Here is a 24,836-nt window from a genome sequence, read left to right as displayed (position 1 = left end):
CGATTGGCAAAATGAATCATTCGCCACCCGAAAAAAGATCAGTAGCGCTCGTTTTGCCGCTTGTGGTTCACTTCATTTTTCCGCCGATACGCCGCCTCGATGTCGTCGGAAGAAAAACCGAGCGCCACGCCAAGCCGCCAATACTCCGCAAACAGCGCATCATATTCCCCTCGCGCTCTCGTCTCCCCGAACCGCTCGGCGGCGCGAAAGATGGCCAAAAACTGCTCAACAAGCGGCCGCTCGACAGCCGGAAGCTCCCGGCTTTCATAAAACAGCCCGCAATCCAGCCCGAGCGACAGCAAAAAATGCAAACCGTCGACATATTCCTCCAGCACCCGTTCCGCCGGCGCCGACGGTTTCACGCTCCAAAATTTAAAACAGCGCGTCTCATTGGCCAGCTCCCCAAGTTCGACGAGAAACGCAAGCATTTTCCGATTGAACAAGTCCTCATGCATAAGGCCGTGCTCTGTTTCAATCCGCTCATCCAACATGCGCTGCATATCGTAAAGCAAAGGCCAATTCATCCTATTTCGCGCAGGAGACTCCCACTTCAATGACCAAAGGGAGTAAGTGGGAGAGGAATGCGCGTTCCCCCTTTCTTTTGTGTATGATATAATAAAGGCGTGGAGAAAACCGTTCAATAAAGGCACTCCAATAACTGCTACTCGATGTATGGAGTTGGTTACAGGAAACGTTGTAACCGTAAAACATCGAGCGTAGGTCCGTCTGTTGTGTGTGGAAGCCAAGTACTGCCAACAGACACACCGAGAGAATCGGTAACGATGCAGGCATGACCTGCGTCGTTGGGTAGTCGTCAACCTGCCCCCTGATGCAACCCCAAGTCAAGGAAGGAGGACGAAGTCCGTTTGCACTTCTGGGGAGTTGCAAGCCCCCACTTCAAGCGTTAGCTAAGTGGGAGTAGTTGACTCTCTCCTCCCCTTTCTACCTCATCCATCGCCAATAGAGAAACAGCTCCACCGCTGCCAACAGCGGCAAGCCATAGCCAAAAGCCCGATGGCGCGTTTTATGGCGAAACGTGTACATTCCAGCTGCCGCACCGATGGCCCCGCCCGCAAACGCCAGCAGCCAAAGCGTCCGCTCGGCGGTGCGAAAGCGGCGGCGCTTCGCCTTGTATTTGTCGACCCCCATCACGAAAAAAGCGAGAAGATTGATCGCTATCCCGTATTGTACCATATCGATCCCTTTCCTTGATAAGAAAATGGCCACCCTGATCAAGGATGGCCATCGTTGTTATTTATTCAAATTCGCTTTCGCCAAGTCGGCGAGTTGGGCGAACGCGGCTTGGTCGTTGACCGCCAAGTCGGCGAGCATTTTCCGGTTCACTTCCACGCCGGCCAGCTTCAAGCCGTGCATCAAACGGCTGTAGGACAAGCCATTTTGGCGAGCCGCTGCGTTGATGCGGACAATCCACAGTTTGCGGAAGTCGCGCTTCCGTTGACGGCGGTCGCGATACGCATACATGAGCGATTTCATCACTTGTTGGTTCGCGACTCTATATAATGCGTGTTTCGCGCCGAAATAGCCTTTTGCGAGTTTTAACACTTTTTTGCGACGTCTGCGCGTCACTGGTCCACCTTTTACGCGTGGCATAATCGTTCCCTCCTATAGTCGGTCGTTATTTCAAGTTGTCAAGCATTTGGCGGATGCGTTTGAAATCGCCAGGCGAGACAAGCGTCGCTTTGCGGAGATGACGCTTTTGTTTTTTCGTTTTATTGGCAAACAAGTGGCTCGTGTACGCGTGGCCGCGTTTTAATTTGCCGCTGGCCGTTTTTTTGAACCGTTTCGCCGAGCCGCGGTGAGTTTTCATTTTTGGCATCGCAGGTTCCTCCTTACTTGTTGTCGTTTTTCGGTGCGAGCACTAAAAACATGTTGCGCCCGTCCATTTTCGGCGCCGTTTCGACAACGGCAATGTCGGCGCACGCTTCCGAGAAGCGGTCAAGGACGCGCTGCCCAATTTCTTTATGGGTGATCGCCCGACCTTTAAAGCGGATCGTCGCCTTCACTTTATCGCCTTTTTCCAAAAACTTGCGCGCATTGCGCAGCTTCGTGTTGAAGTCATGCTCCTCGATCGTCGGGCTGAGGCGCACCTCTTTGACGTTGATCACTTTTTGTTTTTTGCGCGCTTCTTTCTCTTTCTTCTGCTGCTCGAAGCGGAATTTGCCGTAGTCCATGATGCGGCAAACGGGCGGTTTGGCGTTCGGCGCGACAAGCACAAGATCCAAGTTGCGTCTTGCCGCAATCTCAAGCGCCTCCTGCTTCGACTTGATGCCAAGCTGTTCGCCGTTTTGGTCGATCAAGCGCACTTCACGGGCACGAATTTGTTCGTTGATAATAAAATCTTTGCTAATAATGAGCCACCTCCAAGGTTTTTTCCGACTGGCTTGTTTGCCAGCAGAGCCCCACTTCCAGCCAAAAAAAAGCGCAGATGCACAAAGCACCCGCGCAGTACGTCCTTACACTCGCATTGACGAACCGTAACAACCTGCCAACAGCCGTCTTGGCGTCGGTCAGGTGAGAAGCGGGGTGCTTCTGCTTTTGTTACAAACAAGCAATCATTCCACTTTATACACTATACCACCTTGGCGATGGCATGTCAAGGAGCAGATCTTGATAAACACAACGAACTCCATTATAACGGATGTCCGCCCGATTGGCAAGAGAAAATTTGCAATGGTTCGTCTCATCGAGGTTTCAACCCGCCGATTGCGCGGATCGTGTCCGTTTTTCCCGCACATCGTCAGCGAGCAAGGCCATAAACTCGTCAAGCCCCATCGTCCGGCTTTCTTTTTCGCCATAGCGGCGGACGTTGACCGCTCGCTCAGACACTTCTTTATCGCCGACAACGAGCATGTACGGGATTTTTTGCATTTGCGCTTCGCGGATTTTATAGCCGATTTTTTCGTCGCGCTCGTCGACTTCGACGCGGAAGCCGCGTTCTTTCAACGTCCGCTGCACGTCATACGCGTAATCGAGGTGCGCCTCCGGCGACACGGGGATCACTTTGACTTGAACCGGGGCGAGCCATGTCGGAAACGCGCCTTTATACTCCTCGATGAGGAACGCGACAAACCGCTCCATCGTCGAGACGACGCCGCGATGGATGACGACCGGACGATGCGGCTTCCCATCCTCGCCAATGTACGTCAAATCAAAGCGCTCGGGCAACAGGAAGTCAAGCTGCACCGTCGAGAGCGTCTCGTCTTTGCCAAGCGCCGTGCGCACTTGCACATCGAGCTTCGGCCCGTAAAACGCCGCTTCCCCTTCCGCTTCGTAGTAGTCGAGGCCGAGCTCGTCCATGGCTTCCCGCAGCATGCGTTGGGCTTTTTCCCACATTTCATCGTCATCGTAATATTTTTCTTTGTCATGCGGATCGCGGTAAGACAAGCGGAACGAGTATTCCTCAATGCCGAAATCCTTATAGACTTCCAAAATCAAGTTGACGACGCGCTTGAACTCGTCTTTGATTTGGTCCGGGCGCACGAAAATGTGGGCGTCGTTGAGCGTCATGCCGCGGACGCGCTGCAGGCCGGTAAGCGCTCCAGACATTTCATAGCGGTGCATCGTGCCGAGCTCGGCGATGCGGATCGGCAGCTCGCGGTAGCTGTGCAGCTTGCTTTTGTAAATCATCATATGGTGCGGGCAGTTCATCGGACGAAGCACAAGTTCTTCGTTGTCCATCTCCATCGGCGGGAACATGTTTTCTTTGTAATGGTCCCAATGGCCCGATGTCTTGTACAGCTCGACGCTGCCGAGCACCGGTGTGTAGACATGATCGTATCCGAGCGCCACTTCTTTGTCGACGATGTACCGTTCGATAATGCGGCGGATCGTCGCTCCTTTCGGCAGCCATAGCGGCAAGCCTTGTCCGACTTGTTGCGATGTCGTAAACAGCTCAAGCTCTTTGCCTAATTTGCGGTGATCGCGCTCTTTCGCTTCTTCAAGCAGGCGCAAATAACGATCCAAGTCTTCCTTTTTGAAAAAGGCCGTGCCGTAGATGCGCTGCAGCATTTTGTTGTTGCTGTCGCCGCGCCAGTAGGCCCCCGAGATGCTGAGCAGCTTGAACTCTTTGATTTTTCCAGTCGACGGCACGTGCACGCCGCGGCAAAGGTCGAAAAACTCGCCTTGCTCATAAATCGAAATCGGCTCGCCTTCCGGAATATCGGCGATCAACTCGAGCTTCAACTCATCGCCGATTTCTTCATACAGCCGGATGGCTTCTTCGCGGCTCACTTCTTTGCGGACGATGTCCAAATTTTCTTTGACAATCTTGCGCATTTCCGCTTCGATTTTCGGGAGGTCGTCTGGCGTCAGCTTATGCTCCATGTCGATATCATAGTAAAAGCCGTTTTCAATGACCGGACCGACGCCGAGCTTGACGTTGCCATACAGCCGCTTGATCGCCTGCGCCATTAAGTGGGCGGTGCTATGGCGCAAAATGTCAAGCGCCTCCGGCATGTCTTGGGTAATGATGACAAGCTCGCCATCTTCGTGAAGCGGCGTGCGCAAATCAACGAACCGGCCGTTCAGTTTGCCGGCGATCGCTTTTTTCTTCAGCCCCGGGCTGATCGAGGCAGCGATGTCTTCCGTCGTCGTCCCCTTCGGAAACTCCTTTTCCGCCCCATCTGGGAACGTGATGCGAATGACGTCTGGCATTGGCAATCACTCCTTTGTCATGATGATGAAAATGGAAAAATAAAAAAACTCCTCCCTCCTAAAGGGACGAGTTTTCATCGTGGTTCCACCCTTCTTCCCATGGCAACGCCTCGCCATGCCATGGCTCAACAAGAATAACGGTCGTCCACCGGCGGCAACTACTGGGCGTTGCGTTCGCTGCCGCAGCTCTGAGGGGGTAAGCGCATTTTTCGTGTTAGGAAGGTTCCAGCCGCTGCCTTCCCTCTCTGGAAACCGTAAAAATGCGCCCATGTCCTCGTCATCGCTTGTATTCATCCATATTCATGACGTCATTATAGCGAAAACAGCAGGAAAAATCAAGCTTCTCCCCCATTTCCAGCGTTGGCGGCAAACAAGCGGGAAAAATCGGCGCGGCGGCAGACGATCAGCCGTTCTTGAAACACGTTTTGCAGTGTCTGCACCATGCCGTCATCCGGATGATCGGTGTACAGCTCAATTTCCGCCGGAGCGAGCGAGACAAGCGGAGCGAGCACCGATGCATCAATATACATCGGCTGGCTGAAGACGAGATGGCGGTCGATCAACTGTCTCACTTCCGCCGCCGACAGCTCCCGCCGCTCGCTGTCGTAAAATACGAAGTGCGGCGGATCGTGCACCAAATACAGGCGCGGCCATTGCGGCGTCCGGCCAGCCAGGCAGTCGCGCAGCATTTGCACAAAATTTTGATACTCCTGCTCCAGCTTGTATTCATCAATCGCCAGCTCGACATAATGTTGGAGGCGCTCCATATACGGCTTTAACCGGAACGTAACGAACGAAGAAAACGAAAATGACAAGCCGTCGCGCAAAAAGGAGGCAAAAGCGTCGCGCAACATCACGGTGCGCGAGGCGGCAAACGCCGCGCTTTTCCGGTAATCGCGCCGCTCGCCGTCCAAAAATGAATGAGCGAGGGCCAAAATTTGCTGCTGTTCTTCGACGTCGCGGAAATAAAAAACATTGGCAATGATGGATAGCAGCAGCCGGTCTTCCATCACCTCCTGCATAAACGCCGTCATCGCTGGGATGATATGCTCCTCAAGCACACGCTTCTCCTCGCCCTGTATGTAAACCGCCACGGTTTTGTTCCCGTCATAAGCGGCATGAAACAGCGGACCGTCATCCGGTTGCCGGTGATCTAGCAGCCCAACCAATTTTTCCGCCTCGCTTGCCTCGTCAAAATGGATTTCGATCACCCGCTGTCCCCCCTTTAGCCCGAAAGGCATGCTTGGTTTATATATATGGGGACAACGGGCTGTTTAGACTAAAAAACCACAAAGCTTAGCGGCGTTCATTGTTCGAGGAGAGGGTGCCCCCATAGCCATCAAGTTAAGAAAACAGGAATAAATATATGCCTGATTTGACCATCCTTTTGAAGACCTCATAATGTCTTAGAAAGGGTGGTTTTTTTGAAGACGTCCTTATCTCTCCGAGAAGAATGGCATTGTTTTTTAGACGGATTAAGAAGCGTGTTATCGTGCGAAGAACTTGAACATATGGCCCGAGATCATCAATTTATTCAACGAAAGGGGAAATTACGCGCCCATGATTTTGTGGCACTTTGCACATTTCTCCAGGAAGGAGGCGGTCAAAAATCATTGGTGCAGCTTTGCAGTGCTCTAGCTCTCAAGCAAAACACCTTTCTGAGTGCGGAAGGGCTCAATCAACGGTTTAATGAAAAAGCGGTGAGTTTCCTCAAAGCGGTGTTTGAAAAACTGCTCATTCATCAGACTCAGGAAGCCCGTCACTTATGTCAAAGACATTCGCTGTTTCGCCGGATTCGCATTCTCGATTCCACGTCGTTTCAACTGCCTCCTGAAATCCGGGGGATTTACGAGGGATGTACGGGGCCTGGGGTGAAAATTCAGCTAGAATATGAATGGCTAGAAGGGAAGTTTCTCCATGCGGATGTCGAAGATGCCCGTCATCACGACGCCGCCTACGGAGCGTCCCTTCTATCGACCATCCAAGAGGGAGACCTTTGTTTGAAAGACTTAGGCTATTTTTCGCTTGAGGGATTGCAAGCCATTCATGACGCCGGAGCCTTTTATATTTCCCGGCTCAAACACAATGTAGGGATTTACCAAAAAGAAGGAGACCGATTTCGAAAATGGGAACCAGAGGATTTCCTTGCGGTGTTACAACCCGGAGAAACCATGGAACTGGAACATGCGTATGTCAGTGGAAAGAAAGTTCATCAACCGCGGCTCATTGTGTATCGGCTGACCGAAGAACAGGAGCGACAGAAGGAAGGACAATGGAAACAGAAGGCGAAACGAAAAGGGGCCGCGTACGTGACGCGACGCCCCCACTCAATATATGTATATATCACCAATATTCCAGCGATTTATACCTCTTTGCACGAAATTCATACGCTGTATTCTCTTCGCTGGCAAATTGAAGTGGTATTTAAGACATGGAAATCCCTGTTTCACATTCATCGATTCAAACCGATGAAAGGGGCTCGCTTTCAGTGCCACCTGTATGGAACGTTGATTGCCTTATTGATCAGCTCCACTGTCATGTTTAAAATGCGGGAATGGCTCTATCGAAAACAGAAAAAGGAATTGAGCGAATATAAGGCGATGAGTATGATCAAGGAGTTCGGTATGGATTTCTTTCAAGCCTTATGGTGTTCTGAGGAGTTAGTTGTCCAACTCCTTTTAAAACTGTGTGACATCATCGCTCAACACGGAAAAAAATCAAGGCGTTATACAAAAAAGAGCGCTTTAGACATTATCGAGAGTTTGGTCATCATGCCGGTGTCATAAGAAATTCCCGCCTCATATACCATGAAAAAAACCTTCTATAGGGAAGGTGTATTTGGCATGCCTATCTTTATATATTCTCACGGTCACAGCCTCCAAAGATGAAAAGTGAAGCCTTGGAGCTACTCGCTCCAAGGCTTCACTTGATGGCTATGGAGGGTGCCCCAAAAGGATCGGGACACCCTTTCTTATTACCGTATACAGGCATAAAACAAGTGAACTACCCCCCACCTACGCTTCGCTTAGAGGTGGGGGCTTCAAGCGACTTGTGTGTGTTCGCTGAACGGTAAGCCACACACAAGAACCCTTTACGCTTCCCTTCGTTCCGAAGGTGTCCGTTCTAGCCATATTCTATCATATTCGTTGGCTAACGCCAACCGAAATTCATCTCCCACTTTCACTGGTGCTGGCGCACCTTCACGTTTAGAAGTAGGAGACTTCTTTCGGAGGGAAGTTAAATTAAGAAACAATATGTTGTGTTTTGTTTAAGGGAAATTACCCTTTTGGGTCAGCCCCAGTCGGCAAACGAACCGCTTGCCGACTACGGCAGAAAAGCTAGAAACAGAACCTGCTCAACTAGTTTTTATGGGTTAATCAACATGCCTGTGCAAACGGCAACGTTTCAAATCGCCTTTATATATTTTGCTCACGGCGGTTCGGTCCAGTGATTTCAATCGGATAGGCCAAATAGCGGATTCGCTCCATAATGCGCGCCGCCTTCACCTTCTCTTCTTCGCCGCGCTGCGAATACGTCAAATGATGGGCGAGCTGCTGCATATCAAAGTTCGACGTGAAAAACGTCGGCAAGTTTTCAAACATCCGGTATTGCAAGATCGGGCCAAATACATCATCGCGCACCCAGCTTGACATCGCCTCCGCCCCAAGGTCATCGAGCATCAGCACCGGCACTTTTTTGATATAATCAAGCTTTTCGTTCATCGTCTGGTCTTGAAGCGAATGTTTCATCTCACGAAACAGCTCGGGCACGTAGACGATCAGCGACGAAACGTTTCGCTTCGCCAGCTCGTTGGCGATCGCGGCGAGCAAATACGTTTTGCCCACCCCAAACGATCCGTGCAAATACAAGCCTTTCATTTTTTTCCCTGGCTCGTATTCCGCCACAAACCGCTCGGCAAATCGGATCGCTTTGATCCGCCCATCGTCATTGAGATCGACGTCAGAGAGCGAAGCACGCAAGATTTCGCGCGGCATGAACATGCTTTGAATGAGCGACTCTTGCCGTTTTCGCTCGTCATGCTGCACTTTTTTGGGGCAGCGGTCGTACTCAACGTCGATCCTTCCACCGTTGACCACCAAATTTGGATGGTACCCCGGCAGCATGTTGTTGCATCGCTCAAGGCCCGGACATTGGCGGCAATTCCCGTGCTGCTCGATGAACTCATACAGCTTCATCAAGCTGCGGTCAACCGCATCGGCCGACAATTGCCGTTCGTGCGCCCGCAAAAACGGCTGCACGTCCGGATGCTCCAAAATGTAGCGTTTCATTTGTTCGTAGCGTTGTTTAAACCGTTGATTGCCAAGCAACCGCTGCAACAGGTGGTTTACTCGTTCCATGGCTTTTCCCTCTATGATTCATCACGGTATTTTTTCAGCCGTTCCTCAAGCTCTTTGCGCGCCTGTTCGACGTCAAAATCATCATCATCCGGCTGGCTGTAATCCATGTTCAGCCAGTCCGGGACGATTTCCGTGCGCACGACTTTGCGCACCGTCCGCGTCCCTTTTTCCTTTTCGTTCGCCCAGTTTTGGTATGTTTTCGCCTCTTCTTTCGCCAGTTCCATTGCTTCCTTCACGGTTTTCACCTTTTTGCGCGCCCAATGGCTGGCGATTTTTTCTACGTATTTTTTCGACAGCTTCATATTCGTCCGGAGCATGACATAATAAATGAGCACGTTGACAACTCCGGGGAGCAGCTGCTGCTGGAACATAATGTCTTCGATCAACTGCAAATCAGCAAGCGACGGCTCAGCGCCGCCTGAAATCTCTTTCAGCAGCTGGCGCGGGGAAATTGTTTCCAGCTGTTTCATTAGTTGCTCCTCTTTTGTGCGCGGTTCGATGTTTTCCATCGTCCGGTAGGCGAGCGGCTGCACTCGTTCGACGAGGCGCGGCTCGACACCGCCATGTTCGAGCTCATACCATTCGCGCGCCGCCCGGCGCAACGCGTCAATATCGATATGATAGGCCGGATCGATGACGCCAAGGACCAGTTTTTGCATCTCAAGCGGCGGAATGCCGTATAAAAACGCCAGCTTTTTAATCGCTTCCTTCACTTTCGCTGTCACAGCCCGGCGCGGCACAAGCTGCTTGGACAGGCCGGCAAAAAACAGCTCAAAGTCGAATACATCATCATCGAGCACATACGACGCCTCATCCCGCCTGATGTGATCCTTCCCTTCAAGCAGCTCGGGCCCGGCTTCTTCGCTGAGGCCGGCGACGATTTGTTCAGCGGGCACGGCCGAAAACACGTCGGAAAACGACCGCGTCACCTGGGTGAATTTCGTTTCATCAATGGACGGACGGGCAAAAAAGTTGCTCAGCTGGATAAACAAGTGGCGGCCGACTTGCCGGTGCAAAAAAACGCTCAACATCTCGTCGCGGAAAAACTGGTCTGGCGCCAGCGGCGGACGCAGCTCATAAAGAAACAGCTTCGGTTCATCCGCCTCTGGAGCGTGGACGTATGTGTCGAGCAGCCCGATTCCTTCGAGTTTCAACCGTTCGCTGTAAATGTCCGGCAGTCCGCACTGCATGAGCGCCATAAGCCGATGATGGGTCGCTTCCTGGCCGTCAAGCAGCTCAAGCTCCCCCCAAAGCGTCATATAAAGCGCCAACGCCCGGCAGCCGATGAGCGGCTGGTAAAGCAGCGTCAGCACTTTACGGTCCACCTCTTGCAACACCCCACGGCTTTGCACGGTATAACGGTCGACAGCAATCAGCTCTTTCCAATGGTGCTGCATCGCTCCGACCTTCCATTCCGCCGTATTCGTTTCAAACCGGCTCTCCCCTTTCCTGCCGAAAAGACGTTGAAAAAAGGGCTTGCCGCCTAACGCCAAAGCCCTTTTTACCGTTGCCCTTTTTTGATCAGCTCTTTCAGTTCTTCAATGAACACATTAATATCTTTAAACTGCCGATAGACGGAAGCGAAGCGGACATAGGCGACCTCATCGATGTGTGACAGGCGCTCCATCACCATTTCGCCGATCGTTTCGCTTTTCACTTCCGAGACGCCTTGATTGCGCAGTTCGCGCTCAATTTCCTGCGTCACTTTTTCAAGCTCCTCGAGCGCCACCGGCCGCTTCTCGCACGCTTTGATCAAGCCGCGCAAAATTTTCTCCCGGCTGAATTCTTCGCGCGTTCCCTCTTTTTTCACAACAATCAGCGGCGGCTCCTCGATCCGCTCAAACGTCGTAAACCGATAATGGCACTGTTCGCACTCCCGCCGGCGGCGGATCGAACGACCCTCTTCAACCGGGCGCGAGTCAAGCACGCGCGTGCCTTGATGATGGCATGAAGGACATCGCATAACATCCACTCCGTTGATCTTCTTATTTTCTATCATACCGGAATGGACGAAAGCAGACAAGATATAGTTAGCTGTTCAGTCCGGAACCGATATAGGGCAGGCGGGCGTCGAGCTTCCGATACAAATCGAGAATGACCGCCCGGCTATGCCCAAAATCAAACGGCAATAGCTTCGTCTCCGTCGTCGCGGAAAAGTCGACCGCCGTTTCAAACGGCCGCACGGAAATGACGGTAGCGACGATGAACAACTTTTTGCCGCGCTTTGTTTGCGCACAAATTTCGCCGCGCTCTTCGGAAACAGAAACGAGCTCGGCGCCGGGCAGCGACGAGAGCAGCTCCTTGACCGCATCGATGACGGCGCGGTTCGTCGCTTTGTAATAATGGCTTCTTAGCTCTTCATCTTCATGATTTTCCCGCGTTTCACAATGGTTTGTGAAGGCGTATTTGAGTGTTTTCCACATGCTCATTGCCACGTCTCCCTAGTCATTCTTTTTCTTCCATCATACCATGATTTTCGCCGCTGTTGTACCGCCGAGGGCGCAAAAAAAGGAGCGTTTCGCTTACGCTCCTTTCGGTTTATCATTATCCAATTACAGCGCCTGCGCCTTTTTCACTTCGATCGGGCGCATGCCGCGCGGAAGTTCAATCGTTTCCCGCGTTTGCGCGCCCAGCATTTCGGCAATGTAATCGGCGGCAATCGTCGGGTCTAAATGGCCGCATGTATACACATCAATGCTCGCATAGCCGTGTTCGGGAAACGTGTGAATCGTCAAATGCGATTCCGAAATAATGACGACCCCGCTTACGCCTTGCGGAGCGAATTTATGGAACGCCACTTCGCGAATCTCCGCTCCCGACTTTAACGCGGCGTCAACGAACGTTTTTTCAATAAAATCAATATCATTCAGTTTGTCAAAGTCGCATCCCCAAAGTTCCGAGATAACGTGACGACCCATCGTGTCCATGAAAAGAATCCCCCTTTAACCAATTTTCTCAAACTAATAAAAAAACAGAAGGTGAGTTGCAAAATGGCATGTATAACTACCACGGGGGAAAGTTAGTCCTAAGAGGTCCTAACCCTTTAAGTAGTCACATTACCCTTGCCGTTAAGAAGTTCACGAGACATAGTATATTTTGTTTAGGGGGTTTTTGCAACAGGCTTTTTTAATTTTTTTGCATAAAAAAGAGAAAAAGCGCCCACGCCCGCACCGTGGCCCGATCCGTTTGTGCGGATCGCAAAAGCCATAGCGCAGGCGGCGCGCTTCACATCGAACCGCTGTTACGCATTGACGCTGAGACGCTCATTCATTTTGGCCGCGACAAGATGGGCTAAATCAACGACGCGGCACGAATAGCCCCATTCATTGTCATACCAAGCGAGCACTTTCACTTTTCGCCCTTCCATCACCATCGTCGACAGGCCGTCGATAATCGCAGAATGCGGATTCGTATTGAAATCGATCGAGACAAGCGGCTCCATCGTGAAATCCAAGATGCCTTTCAATGGGCCGTTGGCAGCGCGGATCAGCGCCTCGTTCACCTCATCAACCGTCACATCGCGCTTCAAGTCGACGACCAAGTCGACGAGCGAGACGTTCGGCGTCGGGACGCGGAGCGCCATGCCATGAAGCTTCCCTTTTAAATGCGGCAGCACTAGGCCAAGCGCTTTCGCCGCTCCCGTTGTCGTCGGGATGATCGACTGCGCGCATGAGCGGGCGCGGCGCAAATCTTTATGCGGGTTGTCGATGTTTTTTTGGTCGTTCGTATACGCGTGAACCGTCGTCATCAGGCCGTTTTCAATCCCAAACGCTTCATCGAGCACTTTGACGACCGGAGCCAAACAGTTTGTCGTACACGAGGCGTTCGAAATGATGAAATGGCGGTCGATGTCAAGCATATGCTCGTTGACGCCAACAACGATCGTCACATCTTCATTTTTGCCTGGGGCGGTTAAAATGACGCGCTTCGCCCCTGCCTCAAGGTGAAGGCTCGCCTTTTCGCGGTCGTTGAATTTTCCGGTCGCTTCAATCACAATATCGATATCAAGCTCTTTCCACGGCAGCTGTTTCGGGTCGCGCGAGTTTAACAGCCTCACTTTTTTGCCGTTGACGAGCAGGCCGTCTTCCAAGGCGATGACCTCACCGTCAAATTTACCGTGGTTTGAGTCATATTTTACTAAATGGGCTAACGTTTCCGGCGGATAGCTGGCGTTCACCGCCACAATGTCGAGGTCAGAGGAATTGATGGCGCGCCGGAACACCATCCGTCCGATTCGTCCGAAACCGTTAATCGCCACTTTCGCCTTCATTCACTTTGTTCTCCTCTCATATATGTTATACTATTTTCTTATATTCGTATAAATAGTATATCATATTTTTAGGAAATGTGGAGAACAAAATGACTGAAAGCGAACAAAAAAGACGCCTATTTTTCCAAGGCGTCCCATTGTTTCAAAATAGCCAACAGCTGACGGCGTGTCTCTTCCCTCGTTCCGTTATTGTTGATGACCGCGTCGGCCCGCTTCATTTTTTCCGCCAGCGGCCATTGAGCGCGAATGCGGGCGCGCGCTTCTTCCTCAGTGAACCCGTTCCGCTCCATCAGCCGGCGAAGCTGGATGTCATCGTCAACATACACGACAAGTACTTTATCGACCCAGGATGTCAATCCGCTTTCAAATAAAAGCGGAATGTCCAATACGACCGTTTTCGCCCCGGAACGGACGAGCGCTTCTTTCTCCGCGAGCATTTTCTGACGCACCGCCGGGTGAACGATGGCGTTTAGCTTTTTCCGTTCTTCTTCGTCGTTGAACACGATCGCCCCGAGTTTCGCCCGATCGATCTCTCCATTTGTCTGCAAAATGCCCGGACCGAAGGCGGCGACAATCTGACGGTAGGCGTCTTCCCCCGGTCGGACGACGGCGCGCGCCGCTTCGTCAGCATCAATGACCGGAAGGCCGAGCTCGCGCATCATCGCGCTCACCGTGCTTTTGCCGCTGGCGATCCCGCCGGTCAATCCGATCGTCAACGTCATGGAACCTCTCTCCTTTTTACACGCCGCCTAGCGCTGGCAGCGCGGGCAATAATGCGTGCCGCGGCCGGCGACGACCGTTTTTTCAATCGGCGTGCCGCATCGTTTGCATGGCTCTCCTTTGCGTCCGTAGACGAACAAGCTATGCTGAAACGCACCCGCTTCCCCTTGCGTGTTCACATACGTGCGCACCGTGCTTCCCCCTTTCATGACCGCCTCGCCGATCGTCGCCACCATTTCCTCATGCAGGCGCTCGATCTCTTTGCTGGAGAGAGAGGCGGCCGGCCGGCCGGGAAGAATGCCGGCGCGAAACAGCGATTCGTCGACATAAATATTGCCAAACCCAGCCACGACCGTCTGATCAAGGAGCAACGCTTTGACCGACCGTTTCGTTTTCACCGCCCGCTCCGCCAATACAGCTGGGGAAAACGCCGGGGAAAGCGGCTCCGGCCCAAGCTCAGCAAGCGGCGGCCGACGGTCAGCTTCTTCTTTGGCATAAACGTGCATCGTTCCGAACTTGCGCACGTCGCGGTAACGGAGTTCGCTGCCGTCCGTGAAGCAAAACACGACGTGCGTATGCGGTTCGAGCGGCTCGAGGGCAGAAGCAACGGCGTAGCGCCCTTCCATGCGCAAATGGGAAATGAGTGCATCGCGGTCGAGCAGGAATTTCAAAAACTTCCCTCTCCGTTCCAAACCACGCACCGTCTGTCCGATCATTCTTGCCGCAAACTCCTCGGGGTCTCGCGGATGGCGGATGATGTTCGGCCAAAAGATGCGCACATCCTCAATCGTTTTTCCGACAATAAGCGGCAAAAGCGTACGACGGATCGTTTCCACCTCCGGCAATTCCGGCATGGCGATCCCCCCTTTCCTCCGTTTTCCTGCATCGTTCCCGCCGACGCTTTCGCATTGACGCCGGTTCATCCGCCGAGAGAAAGATTCTCCATGGGGCGGCAGCTGTTTCGCTCCAATTCATCGAGTTGCAGCCGAGAATCGTCGCACCGAAAGATTCTGCCTAGAAGGCCGGTGAGAAACGCTGATTTTCGCAAAATCGGTCATGTTGGTTGAGAAGGACGACTCGATGTCCCAAGGCTTCTCAACTGGAGAAGAGTCGTTGTGAAACTGCTTTTTCATTCCATCACAGGCCTTCTTAGAAGGCTGATGAAAAACAATGGATTCGCTTGATTTATGAGAAATCACAAGGAATGAAGTGATGGTGTTGCAAGGTTTTTCAATTTGAGAAACACTGTTGGAGAGCAGTATTTCCCCTTAAATCACCGGCCTTTTAGGGGTGCCGGCGATCCACACCAAGACTCCTTTTTATTTCGCGTCATACCATGTCGAGCCGTAATGGTAATCGACTTTGAGCGGCACGCGAAGTGTGACCGCTTGCTCCATCACTTCCGGAACGAGCCGGCACAGCCGCTCCATCTCTTCTTTCGGCGCCTCCAAAATGAGCTCGTCATGCACCTGCAGCAAAAGGCGCGCTTGCAGCCGCTCTTCCTTCAGTCTGGCGTTCAGATCGATCATCGCCTTTTTAATAATGTCAGCGGCGCTCCCTTGAATCGGCGTGTTCATCGCCATCCGTTCAGCAAAGCTGCGGACGTTGAAGTTGCGGCTCGTAATATCCGGCAAATAGCGGCGCCGATGCAGCAGCGTCGTCACATACCCTTTCTGTTTTGCTTCTTGCACAATGTTTTCCATATACCGCTTCACGCCAGGGAAGCTTTCGAAGTAGCGCTCGATGAATTCAGCGGCCTCTTTGCGTGAAATATTTAAGTTTTGCGCCAAGCCGTAATCACTGATCCCGTAAACGATCCCAAAGTTGACCGCCTTCGCCTGACGGCGCATGTTGGGCGTCACTTCGTCCTCGCTCACTTGGAAAATGTCCATCGCTGTTTTCGTATGGATATCCAAATCGCGGCGGAACGCTTCCATTAAATTGTCATCTTCCGCAATATGGGCGAGGACGCGCAACTCAATTTGCGAGTAGTCGGCAGCGAAAATGAGCCAATCAGACTCCGACGGCACGAACGCTTGGCGGATTTTCCGTCCTTCCTCAAGCCGAATCGGAATGTTTTGCAAGTTCGGCTCCGTCGAGCTGAGCCGTCCGGTTTGCGTCAACGCCTGATTGAAAATCGTATGCACCTTCTTTGTATCGGGTCGCACGACTTTCAGCAATCCTTCAATATACGTCGACTGCAACTTGCCAAGCTGGCGGTAATGCAAAATGTTTTCCACGATCTCGTGATAAGGCGCAAGTTTTTCAAGCACATCCGCCGAAGTGGAGTAGCCGGTTTTCGTTTTTTTCAAGACGGGCAGCTGCAGTTTTTCAAATAAAATGACGCCGAGCTGTTTCGGTGAATTGATGTTGAATTCTTGGCCGGCGAGCTCATAAATGCGCTGCTCGACCGTGCGCAGCTGCTCGGCGAGCTCTTCGCCCATCTGTTCGAGCCGCTTCGTATCCACTTTCACTCCGGCAAATTCCATTTCCGCCAAAATCGAAGACAACGGCTGCTCGAGCTCGACGAGCAACCGATCTTGTTCGTTGCGGCGCAGCTCATCCAAAAACGGCCGTTCGAGCGCCCAAATCGCCGCCGCCTTGCGGACCAAATGCTCGGCGAGCACTGGCTCATCCGGCACGGCCCGCTTCGCCCCTTTGCCATACACCGCTTCATCCGGGCGCACCGCTTCGTATTGCTTCATTTTTGCTGCGGCAGCCACATCATCAACACCTTGCGCCGGATCAAGCAAATAGGCGGCCAGCAATAAATCAAAGGAAACGCCGCATAGCTCAATTCCTTTCCATTTCAAGGCGACTGCCGCGCGCTTTGAGTCAAACATGCTTTTTTTCTTCGTTTCATCACCAAGCCAGGCGACAAACTGCGGATCGGCAAGCGCCGTCTCCGGGCGCAGGAAAAACCGTCCATGTTCGTTGACCACAGCGATGCCGACGATCGGCGCATCATGATAATTTTCCTCGACCACTTCAACGACAAGCGCCGCCTTGTCGGCAAGCATCTCCTCCGTCACGCGGTCAGCAAGCGTAAATGCCATCTTGGCAAGCGGTTTTTCCTCTTCTGATGACGGCGATTCCATTTTCTCTAAAAACGATTGAAACCCAAGCTCTTTAAATAAAGCGACCACTTTCTCCCGGTCTTCCCCTTGATAGGCGATGTCATCAAGCGAGAGCTCGACCGGGGCGTCGCGGCGAATGGCGGCGAGCTTTTTGCTTAACAGCGCCATCTCCCGGTGTTGGCGCAGCGTTTCTTTCAACTTTTCGCCTTTGATCTCGTCAATGGAGGCAAGCACGTTTTCGACCGTGCCGAATTGCCTGAGCAGCTTGACCGCCGTCTTTTCCCCGATGCCCGGCACTCCGGGAATGTTGTCCGATTTGTCGCCCATCAATCCTTTCAAATCAACGATTTGTTCCGGAGTTAAGCCGTATTTTTCGCGGACCGCCTCCGGCGTGTACGGTTCGATATCGGTAATCCCTTTTTTCGTAATGTCCACCGTCACATGGGGGGAGGCGAGCTGGGTCAGATCGCGGTCGCCGGAAATGACTTTCACCTCAAACCCTTCCTGCTCAGCGCGGGCGGCAAGCGTTCCGATAATATCGTCCGCTTCGTAGTTCTCGAGTTCATAGGCGGGGATGCGATACGCCCTCAGCAGCTCGCGCAACAGCGGAAACTGCTCCGACAGCTCCGGTGGCGTCTGCTGGCGCCCACCTTTATACTCTTGAAACGCTTCATGCCGGAACGTCGTTTTCCCGGCGTCAAACGCGACAAGCATATGAGTTGGCTCTTCTTCCGCCAAAATTTTATTCAACATCATCGTAAACCCGTAGACGGCGTTCGTATGGATGCCTTTGTCGTTATGCAAAAGCGGCAAGGCGAAAAAGGCGCGGTACGCCACGCTGCTGCCGTCGATTAAAACAAGCTTTTTTTTCAATCTCATCCCTCCTCGGATGCTTCCTTGTCCTATTGTACCATGCCTGCGGCTTGCCTTGAACGCTCTCCCAACATGATGGGAGGCGCCGATTCATCCCGTGCTCACGCTCACGCTGAAAAATGGCAGGCTTCTCAGTTGGAGATGATAAAAAGAAGCCGGCTACCGCCCCGGCTTTGGAAAATGGATCGTGAACACGGTGCCGCGCCCCACTTTGCTCGCTACGGTAATATATCCATGGTGAGCCTCAACCAAATGTTTCACAATCGCCAGGCCCAACCCCGTTCCGCCGGAATCGCGGCTGCGCGCCTTGTCGACGCGGTAAAAACGCTCAAAAATGCGCGGGATTTCTTTTTCCTCAATGCCGATTCCGGTGTCTTTCACATGGATCAGCACTTCTTTCTTCGTCTCTTCCGCCTCGACAGCGACCCGTCCGTGCTCCGGCGTATACGTGATGGCGTTGGCGAGCAAGTTCAGCAAAATTTGCTTCATCCGATTTCTGTCACCGCGGATGACAAGCCCGGATGGCGATTCGATATGCAAATCAATTTGTTTTTCCGCCGCTTTTTGGCGAAACACAGCAGCCGCTTCGGCGATGACTTGAGCGATATCCACGTCTTCGAGTTGCAGCTGAAATCCGTGCTGCTCGATTTTCGACAAGTCCAACAGTTCCTCAACGAGCGTTTGCAGCCGTTCGCTTTCTTTTAAGATGATGGTCAAAAAATGTTCGAGCGCCGCTTCATCCTTCATAGCGCCATCCAATAGCGTTTCGGCGAATCCTTTGATGGACGTCACCGGCGTTTTCAATTCGTGCGAAACGTTGGCGACAAAGTCTTTGCGGATTTGCTCAAGACGCTTCAGCTCCGTAATGTCGTGAAACACGACGACAATCCCTTTCCATTCGGCGTTCGTGCCAATGATGGGAGCCCCGTATACATCGAAATGTTTCCGCTCGATGCCAATCGTCAGCCGCATATGCCGGCGCATCGTCGTCTCGGTGATGAAAATATCATCGATAAACCGGACGATGTCGCGGTGCGGCAGCACATCGGCGTACGGACGGTACAAACAATCCGACGGATCGAGATGAAACTGAGTCTGGAACGCCCGATTGATGAGAGAAATATGTCCGCGGTGGTCAATAAACAACAGACCGCTGCCGACGTTTTCAATGAGCGTGTGAAGCCGATCGGTCTGAATTTCCCGCGCCCTGCTCATCTCCTGCAAATGGCGGGCCAGCCGGTTGATCGAGCGCACAAGCATCCCGGCCTCGTTATATTCACCATCGGGCACACGGGCGGCGTAATTGCCTTTTTCCAGCTCAAACGCCACTTTCGTCGCTTCTTCAATCGGCTTCATATATTGATTGGCGATTTTCCAGACGAGGGCGATGATGACAACGAGCGCCATCCCGAGGCTGCTCGTGAGCACGCCCCAAATTTGCTCGTTTACTTTTTGGAGTGAGCTCGTCGGTGTGCTTAAAACGACGTACCCGCTCCGTTCACCGCGCTCGTACGGGACGATGTAGTAATAGACATCGTTTGTTTTTTCAATCACGGAAAAGCGGGGAAACTGCTTTTTGCGCAAAATCGCGCGGACGATGCGCTCATGGTCTTTGTCGCTGATCGCTGCGACGCGACCGCTGTCAAACCGCACCCGTTCTTCTTTATCGAGCACGGTGATGCGGGACGACAGTTCATTCCCCATTTCCTGCAAATCGGCGCGGATTTGCTCGAGCGGTTCATTTTCAAGCAAAATCGCAAGCGCTTGGGCCTCTTTTTCCATCCGTTTGTTCATCGTCTCGGCGTAAAAATCTTTCAGCAATTGCCCGAGCAAAAGCCCGAGGGCGATCAACACCGTGGCGATGAGCGTCACGAGCCAAAACAAAAGGCGGGTGCGGAAGCTATTCATGCCGCTTCGGTTCCTCCAACTTGTAGCCAAGGCCGCGCACCGTTTTAATGTACATCGGTTTTTTCGTATCGGTTTCGATCTTCTCGCGCAAGTGGCTGATATGGACGTCGACAATGCGTGTATCGCCGGCAAACTCGTAGTTCCACACGGCGCTGAGCAGCTGGTCGCGCGTCAACACCCGCCCTTTATGGCGAGCCAAATAAAGGAGCAACTCAAACTCTTTCGGCGTCAGCTCAAGCGGCTTGCCGTCGATCGTTGCTTCATAGCGTTCCGGAAAAATTTCCAGCTCGCCAACAACAAGCCGCTCGCTCGATTCAGCCGCCGGCTGAACGATCTCCGTGCGGCGCAAAATCGCCTTGACGCGGGCAATGACTTCGCGCGGGCTGAACGGCTTTGTCATATAGTCGTCGGCGCCAAGCTCAAGACCAAGCACTTTGTCAAATTCATCATCGCGAGCCGTCAACATTAAAATCGGCGTCATGATTTGCTGCTGGCGAAGCCGCTTGCACACATCAACGCCGTCAAGCTTCGGCAGCATCAAGTCCAAAATAATGAGCGCCGGCTGCTCGGACGCTACTTTCACGAGCGCCTCTTCGCCATCGTGAGCGGTCACGACGTGAAATCCGGCTTTCTCCAAATTGTACGACAACAGAGTCACAATCGGCTGTTCGTCATCGACAACTAAAATTTTTCGTCCCATGCCGCTCCTCCATCCCGTCCAATGGTTTCTGCCTTTATGATACCACAATTGACGCCTTGATTCGGACAAAAAAAAGAAAAAAGGGCGTTTTCCTGCGGACAGGTTGCCCTCGGAAAACTGCCCCTCGCGTTTGGCTGGCTTCCTTTGGCGGAAAGCGGCATGAAACTCCCCCTTTGTTTCGAAGTGGGGGACTGCTTTCAACATGAGGTCAAAAGTTCTCGAGCACCCGCCCGTCTAGGCGCGGCAACGTATGCGGCGGGCAGACAGACAGCGTTCCGTCAAGCACCGTCTCCGCACCGCGCGTCGCCATGACGGACAACGTCACGCAATGGCCCGCCTCATCGACATCGGCGACTTCGAGCAAAAATTCGAGCGTTTCATAATGATAAACTGGGCGGAGAAAGCGAAGATCCTGCCGCGTAATGTAGCTGCCCGGGCCCGGCAAATATTTGGAGACCGCGGAAGTGATCATCCCCGTCAACATGACCGGCGGCACGACCGGTTTTCCAAACGGCGTCTGTGAAGCATAATCATGCTGGATATAGAGCGGATTGGCATCATCCGTCAGCCCAAGATAAAGAAGCAAGTCTTTGTCTTCGATGGCGGCTTGGAACACGAGCTTTTCCCCCGCTTGAATTTCCCCGATCCGTCTCCCGAGCTTTCGTTTTTTCAACATGTTCCCACCCCTTCGTTGTCTAGAAAGCGCTTTCATTGACTGTGGGCAAAAATCCGGGGCAATGCCCGAATTTTTGCCTCGCCGCTATTCCAGCATGCGCATGACATTTTTAACGGATTCGACGGATTTGGCGAGCGCCGCTTTTTCCTCTTCGGTCAGCTCGAGCTCGATCACTTTCTCGATGCCGTTGCCGCCGAGGATCGTCGGCACGCCCAAATAAATGCCTTCATAGCCGTATTCGCCTTCAAGGTAGGCGATCGCCGGCAAAATGCGGCGCTGGTCTTTCAAAATCGCTTCGACCATTTCGACAAGCGAGGCGGCCGGTGCGTAGTAGGCGCTGCCGTTGCCGAGCAGGTTGACGATTTCACCGCCGCCTTTGCGCGTCCGCTCAACGATGGCGTCCAAACGATCTTTCGGAATGAGTTTTTCGAGCGGAATGCCGCCGGCGTACGAGTAGCGGACGAGCGGCACCATGTCATCGCCATGGCCGCCTAAAACAAACCCAGTGACATCTTTTACCGAAATGTTCAGCTCCTCGGCGACGAACGTGCGGAAGCGCGCCGTATCCAAGACGCCCGACTGGCCGATGACGCGGTTTTTCGGGAATCCGGATTCCTTAAAGACCGTATACGTCATCGCATCGACCGGGTTCGTCAAGACGATGATGTAGCAGTTCGGCGAGTATTTGACGACTTCCTTCGTCACTTGCTTCATAATTTTTTGGTTCGTCGTCACCAAATCGTCGCGGCTCATGCCCGGCTTGCGGGCGATGCCTGCTGTGATGACGACGATGTCGGAATCGGCTGTGTCAGCGTAATCCGATGTGCCGATGATATTCGCGTCAAAGCCGAGCACCGGGCTTGCCTCGAGCATATCGAGCGCCTTCCCTTTCGTTGGGTTCTCAAGCTGCGGAATATCGACCAACACGACGTCGCCGAGCTCTTTTTGCGCCAAAAGGAACGCCGTCGTCGCCCCCGTGAATCCGGCGCCGATCACCGAGATTTTTTTCCGTTTCATCGCCATCGTTTGCCATCCCTTTCCTTCAAAGGTTAGTCCATATTGCGGATGAGCGCATCAGCAAATTCGGAGCATTTCACTTCCGTCGCCCCTTCCATCAGGCGGGCGAAGTCATACGTGACGATTTTCGCGGCGATGGTTTTCTCCATCGCTTTGATGATCAATTTCGCTGCTTCGTTCCAACCAAGATGCTCAAACATCATGACGCCCGAGAGAATGACGGACGACGGGTTGACTTTGTCAAGCCCTGCGTATTTCGGCGCCGTGCCGTGCGTCGCTTCGAAAATCGCGTGGCCGGTTTCGTAGTTGATGTTGGCCCCCGGCGCGATGCCGATGCCGCCGACTTGAGCGGCCAGCGCGTCGGAAATGTAGTCGCCGTTTAAGTTCATCGTCGCGATGACGTCAAATTCGCGCGGACGCGTCAAAATTTGTTGCAGGAAGATGTCGGCGATGACATCTTTGATAATGATTTTGCCGGACGCTTCCGCATCAGCAAGCGCTTTGTTCGCCGCTTCCTTGCCTTCCGTTTCAACGATTCGGTCGTATTGCGCCCACGTGAACACTTTGTCGGCGAATTCTTCCTCCGCCAATTCATAACCCCAGTTTTTAAACGCGCCTTCGGTGAATTTCATAATGTTTCCTTTATGAACGAGCGTCACCGACTTGCGGCCGTGTTCGATCGCGTAGTTGATCGCCGCGCGCACAAGCCGTTTCGTCCCTTGTTCGGAAATCGGTTTAATGCCGATGCCGGACGTTTCCGGGAAGCGGATTTTGCGCACGCCCATTTCGTTTTGCAAAAAGTCGATGACTTTTTTCACTTCCGGCGTGCCTTTGGCATATTCAATGCCAGCGTAGATGTCTTCCGTGTTTTCCCGGAAAATGACCATATCGGTGTCTTCCGGGCGTTTCACCGGCGACGGAACGCCTGGGAAGTAGCGAACCGGGCGCAAGCAGACAAACAGGTCGAGCTCTTGGCGGAGCGCTACGTTCAGCGAGCGGATGCCGCCGCCGACCGGCGTCGTCAACGGCCCTTTAATGGCGATTATGTATTCGCGGATCGTCTCAAGCGTTTCATCCGGAAGCCAGCTGCCCGTCAGCTTGTACGCTTTTTCACCAGCGAGCACTTCCTTCCAGACGATTTTTTTCTCACCTTTGTACGCTTTTTCCACCGCTGCTTCGAGCACGCGCGAAGCGGCCGCCCAAATGTCCGGGCCGGTTCCATCCCCCTCGATGAACGGAATGATCGGGTTGTTCGGAACGTTGAGCACACCATTTTGGACTGTAATTTTTTCTCCTTGCGTCACGAGCAAAACCCCCAATGCAGTTTTTTTATAAAAAGGCGTGAAGGCGCGCCTTCACCGCCTTGTCCACTTGTTTTAGCCGCGCTCGTCGATCGGCACGTACGCCCGCTTGCCTGGGCCGGTGTACTCAGCGCGCGGACGGATGAGACGGTTGTTGTCGTATTGTTCCAAGATGTGAGCCAACCATCCCGAGGTGCGGCTGACGGCAAAAATCGGCGTAAACAAATCATGATCGATTCCTAAACAATGGTAAACCGAGGCGGAATAAAAGTCAACGTTCGGCGGCAGCGCTTTTTCCGATGTGACGATTTCTTCAATCTTCGTCGACATTTCATACCAATGCGGCTCGCCGACGAGCTTCGTCAGTTTTTCCGACATTTTTTTCAAATGTTTGGCGCGCGGGTCGCCTTTTCGGTAAACGCGATGGCCAAAGCCCATAATTTTTTCTTTGTTGGCGAGCTTTCTGCGGATGTATGGCTCGACGTTGTCGACCGTGCCGATTTCCGTCAACATTTTCATCACCGCTTCGTTCGCCCCGCCGTGAAGCGGCCCTTTCAAGGCTCCGATCGCCGCCGTGATGCCGGAATAAATATCGGACAGCGTGGCTACGCAGACGCGCGCCGTGAACGTCGACGCGTTCAACTCGTGGTCGGCATGCAGCACGAGCGCCTTGTTGAACGCTTCCGTGGCGATGTCGTCTGGTTCTTTGCCGGTCAGCATGTACAAGAAATTGGCGGCAAAGCTCAAATCTTTGCGCGGCGCAACCGGTTCCAACCCTTTGCGCACGCGGGCGAAGGCGGTGACAATCGTCGGGATTTTCGCCTGCAGGCGAATGGCTTTCCGATAATTCGCCTCTTTCGTCATCACATCCGCCTCTTCGTCATACAAGCCGAGAAGCGATACCGCGGTGCGCAAAGCCGCCATCGGATGCACCTTGTCAATCGGATACAGCTTGAAGTGTTCAATGATTTCATTTGGAATTTCAGCGTTTTCCGCCAACTGTTTCTTTAATTCCTCAAGCTGCTCTTTCGTCGGCAGTTCGCGATGCCAAAGCAAATAAACGACTTCTTCGAAGGAAGCGTTTTCGGCTAAATCGTCAATGTCATAACCGACATACGTCAACGTGTCATCGATGATCGAACTGATGCTTGAAGTTGTGGCCACAACTCCCTCTAACCCACGGGTTACTGTCATGTTCAATCTCCCCTTCTCTTCATAAGTTCCGGCCATAACGACCGATGGCCGATGAGCGCTTGCTCGAA

23 protein-coding genes and 2 other annotated features are annotated in these 24,836 nt (G+C 52.9%); of the genes, 1 reads left to right on the top strand and 22 read right to left on the bottom strand.

Annotated elements, in window-relative coordinates; translation table 11 throughout:
- Nucleotides 1–38: 38 nt before the first annotated feature.
- The 7 genes from CWI35_RS14670 to ytxC form a co-directional block, all read right to left on the bottom strand.
- Nucleotides 39–524 (bottom strand): dUTP diphosphatase, encoded by a 486-nt coding sequence (locus tag CWI35_RS14670; protein ID WP_025039320.1) that lies wholly within the window; start codon nt 522–524, stop codon nt 39–41.
- A 418-nt stretch (nt 525–942) separates the two neighbouring features.
- Nucleotides 943–1,194 carry a DUF1294 domain-containing protein gene (locus CWI35_RS14665; protein ID WP_014196509.1) on the bottom strand — a complete coding sequence of 84 codons (252 nt, stop codon included), beginning with the start codon at nt 1,192–1,194 and terminating at the stop codon, nt 943–945.
- Nucleotides 1,195–1,251: 57 nt separating this feature from the next.
- On the bottom strand, nt 1,252–1,611 hold the full coding sequence (gene rplT, locus CWI35_RS14660) for a 50S ribosomal protein L20 (RefSeq protein WP_011232190.1): 360 nt from the start codon (nt 1,609–1,611) through the stop codon (nt 1,252–1,254).
- Nucleotides 1,612–1,636: 25 nt separating this feature from the next.
- On the bottom strand, nt 1,637–1,837 hold the full coding sequence (rpmI, locus tag CWI35_RS14655; protein WP_011232191.1) for a 50S ribosomal protein L35: 201 nt from the start codon (nt 1,835–1,837) through the stop codon (nt 1,637–1,639).
- 13 nt (nt 1,838–1,850) lie between these two features.
- On the bottom strand, nt 1,851–2,372 hold the full coding sequence (gene infC, locus CWI35_RS14650; RefSeq protein ID WP_074044349.1) for a translation initiation factor IF-3: 522 nt from the start codon (nt 2,370–2,372) through the stop codon (nt 1,851–1,853).
- A 56-nt stretch (nt 2,373–2,428) separates the two neighbouring features.
- Nucleotides 2,429–2,562 (bottom strand) — a sequence feature (ribosomal protein L20 leader region).
- A 150-nt stretch (nt 2,563–2,712) separates the two neighbouring features.
- A complete protein-coding gene (gene thrS, locus CWI35_RS14645) occupies nt 2,713–4,674 on the bottom strand; it encodes a threonine--tRNA ligase (protein ID WP_119877885.1) in 1,962 nt (653 codons plus the stop codon).
- A gap of 59 nt (nt 4,675–4,733) precedes the next feature.
- Nucleotides 4,734–4,964 (bottom strand) — a binding site (T-box leader).
- Between the two features lie 45 nt (nt 4,965–5,009).
- The gene (gene ytxC / locus CWI35_RS14640) at nt 5,010–5,885 is read right to left on the bottom strand and encodes a putative sporulation protein YtxC (RefSeq protein ID WP_011232194.1); all 876 of its coding nucleotides are present in this window, start codon (nt 5,883–5,885) and stop codon (nt 5,010–5,012) included.
- Between the two features lie 213 nt (nt 5,886–6,098).
- Here ytxC and CWI35_RS14635 point away from each other — a divergent pair, with 213 nt between their 5' ends.
- Nucleotides 6,099–7,460 (top strand): IS4 family transposase, encoded by a 1,362-nt coding sequence (locus CWI35_RS14635; protein WP_119877620.1) that lies wholly within the window; start codon nt 6,099–6,101, stop codon nt 7,458–7,460.
- Nucleotides 7,461–8,090: 630 nt separating this feature from the next.
- Here the strand turns inward: CWI35_RS14635 and dnaI are convergent.
- The 15 genes from dnaI to citZ form a co-directional block, all read right to left on the bottom strand.
- The gene (gene dnaI / locus CWI35_RS14625) at nt 8,091–9,032 is read right to left on the bottom strand and encodes a primosomal protein DnaI (protein WP_013144524.1); all 942 of its coding nucleotides are present in this window, start codon (nt 9,030–9,032) and stop codon (nt 8,091–8,093) included.
- An 11-nt stretch (nt 9,033–9,043) separates the two neighbouring features.
- Entirely contained in the window at nt 9,044–10,429 is a 1,386-nt protein-coding gene (locus tag CWI35_RS14620; protein WP_025039135.1) for a replication initiation and membrane attachment family protein, read from the bottom strand.
- A 104-nt stretch (nt 10,430–10,533) separates the two neighbouring features.
- On the bottom strand, nt 10,534–10,995 hold the full coding sequence (gene nrdR, locus CWI35_RS14615; protein WP_013144522.1) for a transcriptional regulator NrdR: 462 nt from the start codon (nt 10,993–10,995) through the stop codon (nt 10,534–10,536).
- Nucleotides 10,996–11,062: 67 nt separating this feature from the next.
- Entirely contained in the window at nt 11,063–11,461 is a 399-nt protein-coding gene (locus tag CWI35_RS14610) for an aminotransferase class IV (protein WP_014196515.1), read from the bottom strand.
- Between the two features lie 123 nt (nt 11,462–11,584).
- Nucleotides 11,585–11,959 carry an adenosylmethionine decarboxylase gene (gene speD / locus CWI35_RS14605; protein ID WP_011232199.1) on the bottom strand — a complete coding sequence of 125 codons (375 nt, stop codon included), beginning with the start codon at nt 11,957–11,959 and terminating at the stop codon, nt 11,585–11,587.
- A 314-nt stretch (nt 11,960–12,273) separates the two neighbouring features.
- Nucleotides 12,274–13,302, bottom strand: a complete 1,029-nt coding sequence (locus CWI35_RS14600) for a glyceraldehyde-3-phosphate dehydrogenase (RefSeq protein WP_021322135.1) — start codon at nt 13,300–13,302, stop codon at nt 12,274–12,276.
- 116 nt (nt 13,303–13,418) lie between these two features.
- Nucleotides 13,419–14,024, bottom strand: a complete 606-nt coding sequence (gene coaE, locus CWI35_RS14595) for a dephospho-CoA kinase (protein ID WP_014196518.1) — start codon at nt 14,022–14,024, stop codon at nt 13,419–13,421.
- A 27-nt stretch (nt 14,025–14,051) separates the two neighbouring features.
- Complete coding sequence (gene mutM, locus CWI35_RS14590; protein WP_025039134.1) at nt 14,052–14,876, bottom strand: DNA-formamidopyrimidine glycosylase; 825 nt, start codon at nt 14,874–14,876, stop codon at nt 14,052–14,054.
- Between the two features lie 465 nt (nt 14,877–15,341).
- Nucleotides 15,342–17,978, bottom strand: coding sequence for a DNA polymerase I (gene polA / locus CWI35_RS14585; RefSeq protein ID WP_119877884.1), 2,637 nt, complete (start codon nt 17,976–17,978; stop codon nt 15,342–15,344).
- A gap of 153 nt (nt 17,979–18,131) precedes the next feature.
- On the bottom strand, nt 18,132–19,880 hold the full coding sequence (gene pnpS, locus CWI35_RS14580; RefSeq protein WP_014196522.1) for a two-component system histidine kinase PnpS: 1,749 nt from the start codon (nt 19,878–19,880) through the stop codon (nt 18,132–18,134).
- Nucleotides 19,873–20,580, bottom strand: coding sequence for a response regulator transcription factor (locus tag CWI35_RS14575; RefSeq protein WP_015375585.1), 708 nt, complete (start codon nt 20,578–20,580; stop codon nt 19,873–19,875). Before CWI35_RS14575 ends, pnpS begins: the two co-directional genes overlap by 8 nt.
- A 208-nt stretch (nt 20,581–20,788) precedes the next feature.
- Entirely contained in the window at nt 20,789–21,256 is a 468-nt protein-coding gene (locus CWI35_RS14565) for a MaoC/PaaZ C-terminal domain-containing protein (RefSeq protein ID WP_011232207.1), read from the bottom strand.
- A gap of 84 nt (nt 21,257–21,340) precedes the next feature.
- A complete protein-coding gene (gene mdh, locus CWI35_RS14560) occupies nt 21,341–22,279 on the bottom strand; it encodes a malate dehydrogenase (protein ID WP_013524302.1) in 939 nt (312 codons plus the stop codon).
- Nucleotides 22,280–22,305: 26 nt separating this feature from the next.
- On the bottom strand, nt 22,306–23,577 hold the full coding sequence (gene icd / locus CWI35_RS14555; protein ID WP_011232209.1) for an NADP-dependent isocitrate dehydrogenase: 1,272 nt from the start codon (nt 23,575–23,577) through the stop codon (nt 22,306–22,308).
- A gap of 72 nt (nt 23,578–23,649) precedes the next feature.
- Nucleotides 23,650–24,768 carry a citrate synthase gene (gene citZ / locus CWI35_RS14550; RefSeq protein WP_011232210.1) on the bottom strand — a complete coding sequence of 373 codons (1,119 nt, stop codon included), beginning with the start codon at nt 24,766–24,768 and terminating at the stop codon, nt 23,650–23,652.
- Nucleotides 24,769–24,836 lie beyond the last annotated feature (68 nt).

Source organism: [Bacillus] caldolyticus, assembly GCF_003595605.1.
GTDB classification, from domain to species: domain Bacteria; phylum Bacillota; class Bacilli; order Bacillales; family Anoxybacillaceae; genus Geobacillus; species Geobacillus thermoleovorans.
The sequence above is the reverse complement of the archived record's forward strand: the minus strand, read 5'-3'. Positions and strand labels throughout refer to the sequence as shown.